This is a genomic window from Stutzerimonas stutzeri (genome assembly GCF_024448955.1).
Classification (GTDB): domain Bacteria; phylum Pseudomonadota; class Gammaproteobacteria; order Pseudomonadales; family Pseudomonadaceae; genus Stutzerimonas; species Stutzerimonas stutzeri_AQ.
The window spans coordinates 105226-119528 of record NZ_JAMOIH010000014.1 but is presented as its reverse complement, the minus strand read 5'-3'; the positions used below and the strand labels follow the sequence as shown (position 1 = coordinate 119528).

Annotated in this window: 12 protein-coding genes; 3 read left to right on the top strand and 9 right to left on the bottom strand. The window is 61.7% G+C overall.

What is annotated here, in order from left to right; genetic code table 11:
- Positions 1-151: 151 nt before the first annotated feature.
- From NA645_RS15625 to dksA, 4 genes are all read right to left on the bottom strand, one after another.
- Entirely contained in the window at positions 152-3106 is a 2955-nt protein-coding gene (locus NA645_RS15625) for a sensor histidine kinase (RefSeq protein ID WP_256049681.1), read from the bottom strand.
- Positions 3090-3266 (bottom strand): hypothetical protein, encoded by a 177-nt coding sequence (locus NA645_RS15620; RefSeq protein ID WP_003095129.1) that lies wholly within the window; start codon positions 3264-3266, stop codon positions 3090-3092. The genes NA645_RS15625 and NA645_RS15620 overlap by 17 nt, the downstream gene beginning before the upstream one ends.
- A 175-nt stretch (positions 3267-3441) precedes the next feature.
- Complete coding sequence (gene gluQRS / locus NA645_RS15615) at positions 3442-4344, bottom strand: tRNA glutamyl-Q(34) synthetase GluQRS (protein WP_256049680.1); 903 nt, start codon at positions 4342-4344, stop codon at positions 3442-3444.
- Between the two features lie 94 nt (positions 4345-4438).
- Complete coding sequence (gene dksA, locus NA645_RS15610; protein ID WP_131650762.1) at positions 4439-4882, bottom strand: RNA polymerase-binding protein DksA; 444 nt, start codon at positions 4880-4882, stop codon at positions 4439-4441.
- A 193-nt stretch (positions 4883-5075) separates the two neighbouring features.
- On the opposite strand from dksA, the gene NA645_RS15605 reads away from it, so the two are divergent.
- Both NA645_RS15605 and sfsA read left to right on the top strand, forming a co-directional pair.
- Positions 5076-6248 carry a pyridoxal phosphate-dependent aminotransferase gene (locus NA645_RS15605; RefSeq protein ID WP_256049679.1) on the top strand — a complete coding sequence of 391 codons (1173 nt, stop codon included), beginning with the start codon at positions 5076-5078 and terminating at the stop codon, positions 6246-6248.
- The gene (gene sfsA / locus NA645_RS15600) at positions 6248-6955 is read left to right on the top strand and encodes a DNA/RNA nuclease SfsA (RefSeq protein WP_256049678.1); all 708 of its coding nucleotides are present in this window, start codon (positions 6248-6250) and stop codon (positions 6953-6955) included. The genes NA645_RS15605 and sfsA overlap by 1 nt, the downstream gene beginning before the upstream one ends.
- A gap of 6 nt (positions 6956-6961) precedes the next feature.
- Here sfsA and NA645_RS15595 read toward each other — a convergent pair whose 3' ends face one another.
- The 4 genes from NA645_RS15595 to NA645_RS15580 all read right to left on the bottom strand — a co-directional run bounded on the left by NA645_RS15595 (position 6962) and on the right by NA645_RS15580 (position 10622).
- Entirely contained in the window at positions 6962-8281 is a 1320-nt protein-coding gene (locus NA645_RS15595; RefSeq protein WP_256049677.1) for a PQQ-dependent sugar dehydrogenase, read from the bottom strand.
- Positions 8282-8325: 44 nt separating this feature from the next.
- Complete coding sequence (locus NA645_RS15590; protein ID WP_256049676.1) at positions 8326-8859, bottom strand: MgtC/SapB family protein; 534 nt, start codon at positions 8857-8859, stop codon at positions 8326-8328.
- Positions 8860-8923: 64 nt separating this feature from the next.
- A complete protein-coding gene (locus NA645_RS15585) occupies positions 8924-9946 on the bottom strand; it encodes a DUF5924 family protein (RefSeq protein ID WP_256049675.1) in 1023 nt (340 codons plus the stop codon).
- 193 nt (positions 9947-10139) lie between these two features.
- Positions 10140-10622: a DUF2726 domain-containing protein gene (locus tag NA645_RS15580; protein ID WP_256049674.1), complete on the bottom strand. Its 483-nt coding sequence runs from the start codon at positions 10620-10622 to the stop codon at positions 10140-10142.
- 984 nt (positions 10623-11606) lie between these two features.
- Between NA645_RS15580 and NA645_RS15575 the strand changes: the two genes are divergently transcribed.
- Positions 11607-12518, top strand: a complete 912-nt coding sequence (locus NA645_RS15575; RefSeq protein ID WP_256049673.1) for an SDR family oxidoreductase — start codon at positions 11607-11609, stop codon at positions 12516-12518.
- A gap of 66 nt (positions 12519-12584) precedes the next feature.
- On the opposite strand, the gene dauA is transcribed toward NA645_RS15575, so the two are convergent.
- Entirely contained in the window at positions 12585-14303 is a 1719-nt protein-coding gene (gene dauA, locus NA645_RS15570; protein ID WP_256049671.1) for a C4-dicarboxylic acid transporter DauA, read from the bottom strand.

Here is a 14303-nt window from a genome sequence, read left to right as displayed (position 1 = left end):
TGTCGCGGAGCCTGTTCCGCAGCCTGTGCAAGCGGTCGCGATGGGGCGGGGCCTGCCGCCGGGCTGGAGGCCACTTTCGCAAGCCTCGACTCGGCCGGTTCCCCGCTGAGTTGTACATGGCAGCTATGCCTGAACAATGCCCATCGCCTCGTCAATCAACGGTATCGTTCGTCCCGACATATCGCGGCAGGGTAATGCGGAAACGAGTTCCGCGTTGGGTTTCAGCATTTGCCGGACTGTCGATGTTGATCTGCCCATAATGCTCTTCCACGATCGAATAGACCAGCGCGAGGCCCAGACCAGTGCCTTCGCCCGGGTCCTTGGTGGTGAAGAACGGTTCGAAAAGACGGTCCAGAATCGATTGCGGAATACCGCTGCCTTCGTCTTCGACGATGAGGTAGACGGTCTGCTCGGACACCTCGCTGCGGACCCGAATTGCGTCGCCGGGCTCCGATGCATCGCGGGCATTGGACAGTAGATTGATCAGTACTTGAGCGAGGCGCTGAGGATCGCCTTCGGCCAGATGCTCCGGGTCGCACAGGTTGAAAAAGCGCACCTCGGTTCCGTGGCGATTGAGCGACAGCAGGGCGATCGCATCCTGCGCCACTTCCGCCAGGCTGACCGGATAAAAATCCTGCTGCCTGCCGCCGGCATGAGCGAAGCTCATCAGCGATTGGACGATGCGCGAGACGCGCTTGGTCTGCTCGACGATCTGGTTACTGATTTCGCTGATCTCATGATCGGCTTCACGCTCCTCACGCAGATTCTGCGCCAGGCAAGCGATGCCGGTGATCGGGTTACCGATTTCATGGGCGACGCCGGCTGCCAGGCGCCCGATGCTGGCCAGCCGTTCGGAGTGCACCAGGCGGTCTTCCAGCTGCTGGGTTTCGGTGAGGTCTTCGATCAGCAGGACCAGGCCGCTGTTGCCAGGTGCCAGTGGCTCGGCGATTGCGGCTTTGTGTAGATTCAGGCAGCGGCTGTGGCCGTCCAGCTGCAGCCGTTGCTTATGCAGGTGCTCGTCGCTCTGTCCGATGAAATCCATCAGCAAACTCTGCCAGGGTTCGGCGATGGTCGACAGGCGCGAGCCGACCACTTGCAGTGCCGGGATATCGGTGAGCTCTTCCAGCGCGCGGTTCCACATCAGGATTTCCTGGTCCTTGGCCAGCGAGCAAACGCCCATGGGCAGTTCTTGCAGGGTCTGGCGGTGATAACGGCGCAGCGCATCGAGCTCCGCGGCGAGACCGGTGAGGCGCGAGTGATAGTCCTCGAGGCGGCTTTCGATGAAGTGAATGTCTTCGGTGACGTAGCCGCTCGAGCCGTTCTTGTAGGAGAGGAAATTCTCGACGATATCCTGGGCAACGCTCGGCCCCATCAGACCGGACAGGTTCGCCTCGATACGATCACGCAGCCGGCGTAAGGCGTAAGGACGGTGTTCATCGAACGGCAGTTGCAGATCTCTCAGCGCCTGCTCCACCTCGCGCTGTGCGGTCTTGGCGCCTAGCGGTTTGGCGAGTTGGGTAGCGAATTCCTGTGGCGAAGCGGCCGCCAGTTCGCGTCGCTGTGGGCGACGAACGTTCTCGACGGCGCAGGCTTCCGCCGCAGCCTGCTCTTCTGCGCTGGTCTCGGTGAAGATCGAGAACAGCGAAAAGGCCAGTACGTTGACCGCCAGCGAGGCTATCGCAGCCAGGTGCCAGCTGGTGTCGTCGAGCACGTAGACGACATTGAATAGCGGGATGTAGATGCCATCCAGATTGCCCACCAGCGGCAGCAGCATGGTCAGTACCCAGACGGCGATGCCGGCCAGCAGCCCGACGATATAGCCGCGGCGATTGGCGGTCGGCCAGTAGAGCACCGAGAGCACGCCCGGCAGGAATTGCAGCGTGGCGACGAAGGCGACGATACCCAGGTTGGACAGGTCCTGCTCGGCGCCCAGTAGGAGATAAAAGCCGTAACCGGCCATGATGATTGCCAGGATCAGGCTGCGTCGGGTCCATTTCAGCCAGCGATAGATGTTGCCTTCGGTAGGCGGCTGGTACAGCGGCAACACCAGATGGTTGAGCGCCATACCCGACAGCGCCAGGGTGCTGACGATGATCAGCCCGCTGGATGCGGAAAGGCCGCCGACGAAGGCCACTAGCGTCAGCATTTCGCTTTGCGCACTGATGCCGAGGCCCAAGGTGAAGTATTCCGGGTTGGTGCTGACGCCGAGTTTGAGGCCAGCCCAGAGAATCAGCGGCACGGCCAGACTCATCAGCAACAGATACAACGGCAGGCCCCAGCTGGCGCTGACCAGCGCGCGCGGGTTGAGGTTCTCTGTGAACGTCATGTGGTACATATGCGGCATGACGATGGCCGAGGCGAAGAACACCAGCAGCAGAGTTCGCCAAGGGCCTTCCTGCAACGGTGTGTGTAGCGCCTGCAATGCAGACTGATTCTGCAGCAGCCAGATATCCAGCTGATGAGGGCCGCCGAACACGACATAAAGGGCATAGACGCCAATGGCGCCGAAGGCCAGCAGCTTGACTACCGACTCAAAGGCAATGGCGAATACCAGCCCCTCGTGCTTCTCCCGCGTCGCGATATGCCGAGCGCCGAAGAGAATGGTGAACAGCATGATCATCACGCAGTAACCCAGCGCCACGCGCTCCTGCAGCGGCTCGAGCGTGAGGATACCGATGGCATCGGCCACCGCCTGAATCTGCAGGGCCAGCAGGGGCAGCATGCCGACCAGCATGACGATAGTGGTCAGCGCGCCGGCCCAGGTGCTGCGAAAGCGGAAGGCGAACAGGTCCGCCAGCGAGGCCAGCTGATAGGTGCGGGTGATGCGCAGGATTGGATAGAGCAGCACCGGCGCCAGCAAGAAGGCGCCGCAGACACCTAGATAGGTGGCGAGAAATCCGTAGCCGTACTGATAGGCCAGGCCGACCGTGCCGTAGAACGCCCAAGCGCTGGCATAGACGCCCAGCGACAACGTATAGGTCAGAGGGTGGCGGATCACCCAGCGTGGAATCAGCCCGCGCTCGCTGACCCAGGCCACCCCGAACAGCACCAGCAGGTAGGCGACGCTGATGAGAATCAGGTGGCTGAGGCTAAAGCTCGTCTGCATCGCGCTGGCTCTGAAGGATGAAGGTCACCACGATGAGGATCAGCCACAACAGATAAGGCCGATACCAGGCGCCGTTGGGGTCGATCCACCAGTCCATGATCGCGGGGGAGAACAGATAGATCCCCACCACCAGGAGCAGCACCAGTCGGTAGATGTACATGCTGGAACTCGTGTCGGAAGTGGGGGGATGGTAAAGGAAGCGACTGGAAGCCTGAAGCTGGAAGCTTGAAGTAAGAGCAAAAAGCTTGCGGGGTTCCGGCTTTAGCCCTCACGTTGGCTTCCAGCTTCCAGCTTCCAGCTTCCAGCTTCCAGCTTCCAGCTTCCAGCTTCCAGCTTTAGACCAATTGCGCCTCGGCCAGCGTCAGCGTGCGCGGGATGAGGTCAGCATCCCAGCGCGGGACCGCCCAGGCGAGGACTTCGCCGGGCAGCGCGTCGTTCAGTTCCTGGGCGGCCGGTTGGCCGAGGGCGCGCAATGCGCGAAGCAGCAGCGGGGTGGCTTGCTCGGGTTGCAGCGGCGATGAGCGGTAGCGTTTGCCCAGTTTGTGCCCGTCCGGCTGGATGATCAGCGGCACATGCAGATAGCGTGGCTGCGGCAGGCCGAGCAGTTCTTGCAGGTAAAGCTGGCGCGGCGTGGAATCGAGCAGGTCGGCCCCGCGTACCACGTCGGTCACGCCTTGCCAGGCGTCATCCAATACCACGGCTAGCTGATAGGCGATCAGGCCGTCGCGGCGGCGGATGACGAAGTCGCCGACCTCGCGGCTCAGATGTTGAATGAATTCGCCCTGGACGCGATCGGTGAAGCGGTATTGCAGACTCGGCACGCGCAGGCGGATCGCAGCGTTTTCCAAAGGCTGGCGTGCGTCGCGGCAGAAGCCGGGATAGGGACCTGGATAGGCCTCGAGCTGCTTGCGCGAACAGAGGCACGGGTAGGCCAGGCCCTCGCGCAGCAGGCGTTCGATCACTTCTTCATACACCGCATGGCGCTCGCTCTGGCGCTGCATGGGGCCATCCCACTCGAAACCGTAGGCTCCCAGCGCCTGCACGATGGCGTCCTGCGCGCCGGGCATTTCCCGAGGCGGATCGAGGTCTTCCATGCGCAGCAGCCAGCGGCCACCCATGGCACGGGCATCGAGGTAGGAAGCGAGTGCGGCGATCAGCGAACCGAAGTGCAGGTAGCCGCTGGGTGTCGGGGCGAAGCGTCCAATGTAGCTGGACGTCGAGGGCGGGGGAGAAGGCATGGGGCCGGCTCGGGTGGTGGATCAGCGAGGCGGGATACTGCAAAGAACCGCGAGGTGGAAATGAAGCGGGGCGCCGTAGCGCCCCGTTTCGGGATCAGGAACCGATCTGCTTTTCCTTGATCTCCGCCAGCGTCTTGCAGTCGATGCACAGCGTGGCAGTAGGACGGGCTTCCAGACGGCGGATGCCGATCTCGACGCCGCAAGAGTCGCACCAGCCGTATTCGTTGTCTTCGATCAGCTGCAGCGTCTCGTCGATCTTCTTGATCAGCTTGCGCTCACGATCGCGGGCGCGCAGTTCGAGGCTGAACTCTTCTTCCTGACTGGCGCGGTCGGCTGGGTCGGGGAAGTTGGCCGCTTCGTCCTGCATGTGGTGCACGGTGCGATCGACTTCCTCCATCAGCTCCTGTTTCCACTTGTTGAGGATGCCGGTGAAGTGAGCGCGCATATCGTCGCTCATGTACTCCTCACCCTTGGATTCCTTGTAGGGCACGAAGGCGCGAATCAATTGGTTGTTGGGTGTTGTTTTGGTAATGGGCATGGATGAACGCCTCTCGCTATGTCCATTGCGCAGGATGATGAAATCCCTCTGCCGGCCCGTGCCGGCCCTGCGGCTGCAAGCGGGCGAACTTACCAGATCGTATCGGGGTGCGCTACTCCCGAGTATCACGGTGGCTGCGGTGTCAGAGGGACCTTCGGTAGAATTCACGTTTTGTACTCTTCAGGACGGTCAGATGACCTCGTCATATAGCGCGCGTAGTCGTGCAATCGAACCCTTTCATGTCATGGCATTGCTGGCGCGAGCCAACGAGTTGCAGGCGCTGGGCCGTGATGTCATCCACCTGGAAATCGGCGAGCCGGACTTCACGACTGCGGCGCCCATCGTCGCGGCCGGGCAGGCTGCCCTGGCGGCCGGACATACGCGTTATACCGCTGCCCGAGGGTTGCCACAGCTGCGCGAGGCGATTGCCGGTTTCTACAAGCAGCGCTATCAACTGTCTATTGACCCCGAACGCGTGCTGATTACTCCCGGCGGATCGGGTGCGCTGTTGCTCGCCAGCAGCCTGCTGGTCGACCCGGGTAAACATTGGCTGCTGGCCGACCCCGGTTACCCCTGCAATCGGCATTTCCTGCGCCTGGTCGAAGGCGCCGCGCAACTGGTTCCGGTGGGTGCCGATGTCCGCTACCAGCTGACGCCTGATCTGGTCGAGCGCCATTGGGACCAGGATAGCGTTGGCGCCCTGGTCGCCTCACCGGCCAATCCCACCGGAACGCTGCTCAACCGGGACGAATTGGCGGGCCTATCTGCGGCGCTGAAGGCGCGGGGCGGGCATCTGGTAGTGGACGAGATCTACCACGGCCTCACCTACGGCACCGACGCCGCCAGCGTGCTGGAGGTGGATGACAGCGCCTTCGTGCTCAACAGCTTTTCCAAGTATTTCGGCATGACCGGCTGGCGCCTGGGTTGGCTGGTGGCGCCGGAGGTGGCCGTGCCGGAGCTGGAAAAGCTGGCGCAGAACCTCTACATCAGCGCGCCGACCATGGCTCAGCATGCGGCGCTGGCCTGCTTCGAGCCGGCCACGCTGGGAATCCTCGAAGCGCGCCGCGCCGAGTTCGCCAGGCGTCGCGATTTCTTGCTTCCAGCCCTGCGTGAGCTGGGTTTCGGCATCGCCGTGGAGCCCGAAGGCGCTTTCTATCTATATGCCGATATCAGCGCTTTTGGCGGCGATGCCTTCGCCTTCTGTCAGCACATGCTGGAAACCGAGTTCGTCGCGATCACGCCGGGTCTCGATTTCGGCCGGCATCAGGCCGGGCATCATGTGCGCTTTGCCTATACCCAGGACCTGCCGCAGCTGGAGGCCGCTGTCGAGCGTATCGCCCGCGGCCTGCAGAGCTGGCAAGGCTGATGCGCTTCGCTACGCCCCTGGAAACGGGCCGGCTGATGCGGCGCTATAAGCGCTTTCTCGCCGATATCGTCACCGATGCTGGCGAGCACCTGTGCATCCACTGCCCTAACACCGGCTCGATGCTCAACTGCATGGGCGAAGGCGCGCGCGTCTGGTTCCAGCGCAACAGCGACCCGAAACGCAAGCTGCCGGGCACTTGGGAGCTAGTGGAAACGCCACAGGGGCGGCTGGCCTGCGTAAATACTGCGCGCGCCAATCGCCTAGTGGAGGAAGCGCTGCTGGCCGGTTGGATCGAGGAGCTGGCGGGCTTCACCGCGTTGAAGCGGGAAGTCGCCTACGGCATTGAAAACAGTCGGGTGGATTTCCGGCTGGATTATCCGACGGGGCCAGCGTTCGTCGAGGTCAAGAGCGTCACCCTCGGCTTTGGTGATTCGGCGGTGGCGGCCTTTCCCGATGCGGTAACCACTCGCGGCGCGCGCCATTTGCGCGAGCTGGCGGCGTTGGCGCGTAACGGCATACGCGCGGTGCAGCTGTATTGCGTGAACCTGTCGGGCATCGAGGCGGTCCGCCCGGCGAAGGAGATCGACCCGCTGTATGCCGTCGCGTTGCGCGATGCGGTGGCAGCGGGCGTCGAGGTGCTGGCCTATGGCGTTGAGCTTTCGCCGGAGGAAATCCGCCTATCGCGCCGGCTGCCGGTGATTCTGTGAACCCTTTCAGTCATCGTTTGGTGTCACGCGCCAGATGATGTCACCGACGTCATCGGCCACCAGCAGCGCGCCAGCCTTATCGACGGCGACACCCACCGGACGGCCCATGGCTTCCTCGTCGGCGCTGAGAAAGCCGGTAAGGATGTCCTCGGCCGCGCCGTCCGGTTTGCCATTGTTGAACGGCACGAACACCACCTTGTAACCACTGCGTGGATTGCGATTCCAGGAGCCGTGCTGGCCGATGAAGGCACCGTGTCGGTAGCGCTCCGGCAACAGGGCGCCTTCGTAGAACGCCAGCCCCATCGAGGAGGTATGGGCACCCAAGGCGTAATCGGGAACGATGGCTTTCGCCACCAGATCCGGCCGCGGTGGCTCGGCGCGCTCGTCGACATGCTGACCGAAGTAGCTGTAGGGCCAGCCATAGAACCCGCCATCCTGCACTGAAGTCATGTAGTCGGGCACCAGATCGCTACCAATCTGGTCACGCTCGTTAACCGTCGTCCAAAGCTCTCCGCTGTCCGGTTGCCAGGCCAGACCATTGGGATTGCGCAGCCCCGAGGCGAACAGGCGCAGGGTCTTTGTCTGCGGATCGACTTCCAGAATGGCAGCACGGTTTTTCTCAGCCTCGATCCCATTTTCCGCGACGTTGCTGTTGGAGCCGCTGGTGACATAGAGGCGCGAACCGTCCCGGCTGGCGATCACGTTCTTGGTCCAGTGATGGTTGATCGGGCCGGCGGGTAGATCGACCACCTTCTCGCCTTCACTGTCGATACGGATGGCGCCCTCTTCATAGGGGAAGCGCACCAGCGCATCGGTATTGGCGACATAGAGTTGATCGCCCACCAGCGCCATGCCGAACGGTGAATTCAATCCTTCGAGGAAAACTCCGCGTTGCTCCAGCGTGCCGTCGCTATCGGAGTCGCGCAGCAGGGTGATGCGGTTGGCGCTCTCACCACCAGAGCCGGCCCGAGCCATGACCTTCTTGGTGATCCAGCCACGCAGGCCTTTGTTGCCTTCTGGTTTTGCCGGCGCGTCGCTTTCGGCCACCAGTACGTCGCCGTTGGGCAAGACATAAAGCCAGCGTGGATGATCGAGATCCCGCGCGAACGCTTCGACCTCTAGGCCGGACGCCGCCTGCGGCTTTGCTTCGTCAGGCCAGCCGGTAGCCTTGGCAATCTTGACGGTGGGTATCAGCGTTTTGTTCGGCTCTGGAAGTACCGGATCTGGGCCGTAACCCGACTCCACCGAAACCGTTGCGGTATCGCCACAGCCGGCGAGGCCGAGCAGCATGGTGACGGCGACAGGGTAGGCATAGCGGCTTGGCATGAAGGCTCCTGCTTGTGTGGCACGATTGTGAGGCTGCGTTGGGATCAAGGGTGCGGTTCGCGGTCGCGGCCTCGTTTTTTATCGTGATCCTCGTCAGCCGCTTTGGTGGCGTGTTGCTCCAGCCGCGGCATGATCAAGAAGATCGCCAGCGCAAAGCATGTCGTCAGCACGGCCGTGGCCTCGTGGCCAAGTCCGGCAGCAACGCCAATGGTGGCGGTCAGCCAGATGCCGGCTGCTGTGGTCAGGCCTTTGACGTCGCGCTGTGAGCTGCCCTTGAGAATGGTGCCGGCGCCTAGAAAGCCGATCCCGGTGATGATGCCCTGCATGACTCGCGACAGATCCTCGAGCGGCATTCCAGCTTCGAGCGGTACCAGCACGAACAGCGCAGCGCCGAGCGCCACCAGCATGTGTGTCCTCAGGCCCGCCGCCTTGCCTTTGTATTCCCGTTCATAGCCAAGAATGCCGCCAAGTGCCGCTGCCAGGAGTAAGCGCATCGACACACGAATCAGGTGCTCCAGATCAGGGATGTCGGAGAATTCCGATGCAACGGTGCGGCTTACTATTTCCCACCATTCCATGCATGCCTCCGCCTGGCTCCACGCTGGTGTCTGTCTGAGTTCGAGTCGTGACAGGCATGGCGGTTCACTGGGTCACTTCGAAGCGCAGCATACCGATCATTTGTCCGGCTTCGGTCAGGACCCGCACGCGCCAGCGGCCCTCCGGCTTACTTGGGAAGTTGCGCTTGTGTGTCCAGGCGCGATAACCCGCCTCGCGTCCTCCGCTTATGTCCAGGGGAATGCGGTCGACGCGCCGGCCGTTGTGCTCCCAGACATGATAGATGCGCTCTTTCAGGCCGCGCGGTGCGTTGATTGCGGTAAAAGCATAAAGACCATTGGCATGAAGCTCTCGGCTGGAAAGCTGGCGCAAGCGGTTGCCAGGCTTGCGCGAGGCGTCGTCGATGCTCATGGTCACGGCAACGTCGGTCAGCCATAGCGTTGCTGGCGGTACCCAAGTGCGGCCCATCCAGCCCGCTAGCCCGACGCTGAGCGCAAGCAACGGGATGGCAATCAGGCTTTTCCAGTTCCATTCGGGGAAGAAGCTGAGAAGGCTGGGCAATGCCAGCAACACGGCAATGGCCAGAGAACACAGATAACTCTGCGGCGTGGACAGGTGAAAAATGATGGGCAGCGCTGTCAGCAGGACCGCGAATAACGTCAGCGCATGGAAGGCCAGGTAGATCCAGCGGCGCGGCGCCAACCATTTGTAGTACAGCGGGTCAATCAGCGAAACCAGCGCGGCGACTCCCAGCATCACCGTGAACACGGACTGGCCGCTGTTCCAGGTCGTGGTGATGAAGAAGAACGGAATGATGAAGAACAGGCTTTCCTGATGCACCATTTGCGTGACGTAACGCAGCAGCGGAGGCGGGACCTTCCAGCCGAACCGGCGCTCCACACCGCGTCGCAGGCTGTTTTCCAGCATCAGCCAGAGCCAGCTGGCCAGCATCACCGCCGCGATCACCTTCGCCAGCCCGGCATGGCGCTCCACTAGAACGAAGCTGGCGACGCCCGAGCAGAATCCGAATAGCGCGACGACGCCTGGATAGCGAAGAATCAGGCGCGAGGCCAGATTGAAAAGGCCGGCAAGGCGGGATTTCAGCAGCATCTGAGTTTCACGCTAAGCGGTGCCTTCTGTGACTGTTGGGGCCGGCTGGAGGCTGGGGAGCCTGTGCAAGCTAGTCGTCTGATTAATCGCAATACGTGCGGATGCGATATCCGTCTGCAGGTTGCGATTATCCGTTACCGAATAGGAATTGGCTCCTTGTCCGTTCAAGCGGTCGGGCCACATGGGTAGCTGACTACTGACGGTCCGCGGTGGCCTGAACGATCGCAGCCCGTACATCCGTATAGGAGCGTGCCGTTTCCGGCGACAGGCGTACCAGCGGCAAACCGACGGTTTGGCTGAGTTCGTCAAGGAAGGCATTGGCTTCGGTTGCCTGCTCCATCTCGATCGCGCAGCGAGGCTCCAGCGTCTCTCGGTCGCACAGTAGAAAGTCGAAGCGCGCCGCCGAAATCCGATTGACTGCCTGATACCAAGGGGCCCGCCGTGGTATTGCCGTCACCTCGATCACGTCGGCGACCCGCACCTTGCTGAGAATCAGGTAGTCGTTTGCCGCTTGCTGTAGTAGCGCCAGCAGTTCAGTTTCGCTTGGTTGAAAGAACGGGTGTTTCAGCTGGTAGGGCATGCGCAGCGCAGGATGCCTGTATTGTCGCTGCTTGATGAAGAAGACCAGGACGAAACAGGCGAACGCCACCAGTACCAGTCCTATGAATCCAGTCATTTCGCCCCCGGCGATTGCGCGCGCGCCTGGGTTGTCGCAATAGGGTGGACAAGCATGCGGATACTCCAGCTCAAGTTGTGAATTCGAACATTGGAGCGAGCGGATGCAGGCGAGTTCGTTCATCGCGACGGTGGTGATCGTGTTTCAGCTGTGCGGGCTTGGGTGGGGTGTGTGGTCGCCTGCTTGAAAGTTAGATAGTTATCCCCGGTTACTGTGGAGAGGCTTGTGGGTAAGTTCCTGCGAACACTATCGAAGCGCTGATATTGCTGGGCTGCAAGACATTGCTCGATTTTCATCCACCGTGGGTCCGAAATAGCGAATGTCGGCAATGGGGGCGGTTAAACGACCGGTTCGCCAGCGCAACTGCCAGCGGCTGCCGAGGCGTAATTGGCAAAAAGCGTCTGAAAGAAGTCGAAGTTGGGCATGGTCGCGGTCCTTGTGAAATTTGAAAGAAGGTTATCGCTCTGAATCGTTGGTCGCTCTTAGTTTCTAGGCATGGCTACGATAGCCTCTCGCGGTGCATACAGTTATCCCCGCCCGCTGTGTAGCGATCTGTGGATAAGCTCTTCGTGCCTTTCTAGGTACCGCGCCGATAGCGGCGTTGCGCTGGCTGGTTACTTTTTATCCAAGTTTGTCTTGGGAACATGTAAGTCTTTGAAAATGCGCCATCAACAGGCCGAGTTGAGGCAAAAACATGACACGGAAATGGAGTTTGCACTTATCCCGAATAGCTGTGGGGCGTTCTGTGGATAAGGTGGGGAGATGAGCCGCCCGAGCCCGTTGCGGCTCGCTTGCAGACGGTCGTACAAAAAATAGCCAGCGTTGCGCTCGATCATTCGAGCCGGGACCGACCTCGCTATCATCCCGCAGCGTTATGCCGGGGCATTCATTCACGGCCGTTTGATTGTGAGCCGTACTCGCCTCGTCGACACTCGCGGCACCTTTGCAACGTCATCCAATAACAATCTGCTGGAGGAATTTCGAATGACTGAAGCCATCCGCTTCGAAGACAAGGTGGTGATCGTGACCGGCGCTGGTGGCGGTCTCGGTCGCGCCCATGCACTGCTGTTCGCTCGTCATGGTGCCAAGGTGGTGGTCAACGATCTCGGTGGCAGCGCTCAGGGCGAAGGCGCAAATAGCTCGGCTGCCGATCGTGTGGTCGAGGAAATCCGTCAGGCTGGCGGTACGGCCGTCGCCAATCACGATTCGGTGACCGACGGCGAGAAGATCGTCCAGCATGCGCTCGATAACTTCGGGCGCATCGATGTGGTGGTGAACAACGCCGGCATCTTGCGCGACAAGACCTTCCACAAGATGGAAGACGCTGACTGGGATCTGGTCTACAAAGTGCACGTCGAGGGCGCCTACAAAGTCACCCGCGCCGCCTGGCCGCACATGCGTGAGCAGGGTTATGGTCGGGTGATCTTTACCGCGTCCACGTCCGGTATCTACGGCAATTTCGGCCAATCCAACTACGGCATGGCCAAGCTCGGTCTCTACGGCCTGACACGCACCCTGGCACTGGAAGGACGCAAGAACAACATTCTGGTCAACGCCATCGCGCCTACCGGCGGCACGCGGATGACCGAGGGCCTGATTCCTCCGCAGGTCTTCGAGCAGCTCAAGCCCGAACTGGTCAGCCCGCTGGTGGTGTATCTGGCCAGCGAGCAATGCCAGGAGACATCTGGTTTGTTCGAAGTGGGCGGTGGCTGGATGGGCAAGGTGCGTTGGGAGCGCAGCCTGGGCGTCGGTTTCGATCCGAAGGCGGGCTTCGATGCCGAAGACGTCGCGGCCAACTGGCAGCAAATCTGCGATTTCGAGAATGCCGCGCACCCGGCTGACAACCTGGCAGCGTTGAAGGAAATGATGGCTAATCTGCAGAAGTATGCCGGCTAAGCTGTCGCGCGGTACCGGGGCTCAGCGCGCAAACGCGCCCTGAGCCTACCGCCGGACTTGAACGGGTCAGCCTGCTTTAGCCGGCAGCAGGCGCAACGCCTTCGCTCGAGCCTGGGCGAGATCACGTACGTAGTACAGATGCCCTTCGAGCCGACGAATGCCGGCGCGACGTAGCTTGAACCTCACCCGGGCATTGCTGCCGCAGAGAATCAGCGCAATGCCCTGCTTGCGATAGTCCAACAACACGTTTTCCAGCGCCGCCAGAGCGGTCATGTCGAGCATCGGCACGCCGCTGATATCCACGATCACGATCTGCACGTCCGGATTGAAACGTCGCAATACGCTCAATGCCTTTTCCGCAGCGCCAAAGAACAGCGGGCCGCAAATCGCATAGGCGGCAACGTGCTCGGGTAGATCCTGGAGCAGCTGGTTCCGGCCGTTGCGCAGGCTGGTGGTATCGGTCAGCTCGCTCATCCTCTTGATGAACAGCCCGGCGGCCAGCAACAAGCCGACGCCCACCGCCAATACCATGTCGAACAGCACCGTCAGGATCAGGCAGGTCAGCAGGACCAGCACGTCGCTGCGCGGCGCGATGCGCAGTGTCCTGACCACATGCGGCGCTTCGCTCATGTTCCACGCCACCATCACCAGCAATGCCGCCAGTGCCGCCATCGGCAGGTAGCTGAACAGCGGCGCCAGCCAGAGGATTGCCACCAGCACCACCCCCGCATGAATGATCGCCGCCAGCGGCGAGAAAGCACCGGCGCGCACGTTGGTGGCGCTGCGGGCAATGGCCGCGGTCGCAGTGATGCCGCCAAACAGGGGCGCGACCAGATTGCCGAGACCCTGGCCCAGTAGCTCGGCGTTCGGGTCGTGGTTGGTGCCGGTCATGCCGTCGGCAACCACGGCGCAGAGCAGCGATTCTATGGCACCCAGCATGGCGATGGCGAAAGCGGGCGCCAGCAATTGATGAAACAGCTCGAAGCTCAGGGTAAGCGGTTGCCCGTCCGGGCCGGGCAGCAGCCAGGGCCAGGCGAAATCCGGAAGCAGCGGTGGTATGCCGGGATGCGCGACGCCATCGACCGTGTAGCTGAAACGCTCACCCAGTGTGGCCACGGCCAAGCCGGACGATTCCAGCGCCATTCCCGTCAGCGCACCGACGACTAGCGCGACCAGATGGCCGGGCACCTTCGGCACCAAGCGCGGCCAGACGATCAATATCGACAGGCACAACGCGGCGACCAATGCATCGCCCGGCTGTGCGCTGGGCAGAGCGCGAGCCAGCATGCCCAGTTGTTCGACGTAGTGGTGGGGTTGTTCGGTAATCGTCAACCCAAGGATGTCTTTGAGTTGCAGGGTCGCGATAACGACACCGATGCCCGCAGTGAAACCCAGAATGACCGGGTAGGGCACGAACGCAATCAACTTGCCTGCGCGTAGCAGCCCGAGGACGATCAGGATGAGCCCGGCAAGCATGGTGCAGAGCAGCAAGCCGCCGAGGCCGAACTGTTGGGTAATCGGCAGCAGAATCACCACGAAAGCAGCGGTCGGCCCGGACACGTTGAAGCGCGAGCCACCTGTCAACGCGATCAGCGGCGCGGCAATCAACACGGTATACAGGCCATGCTGTGGCGCAACGCCCACGGCAATCGCTAGCGCCATGGCCAGAGGGATGGCGATGATCCCAACCGTCAGCCCGGCAATGAGGTCACCGCGTAGCGCGGCGCCACCGTAGCCCGACCGAAGAGCCTGACGCCAGGCAGCGAATAACGGTGGAAAGTTCAT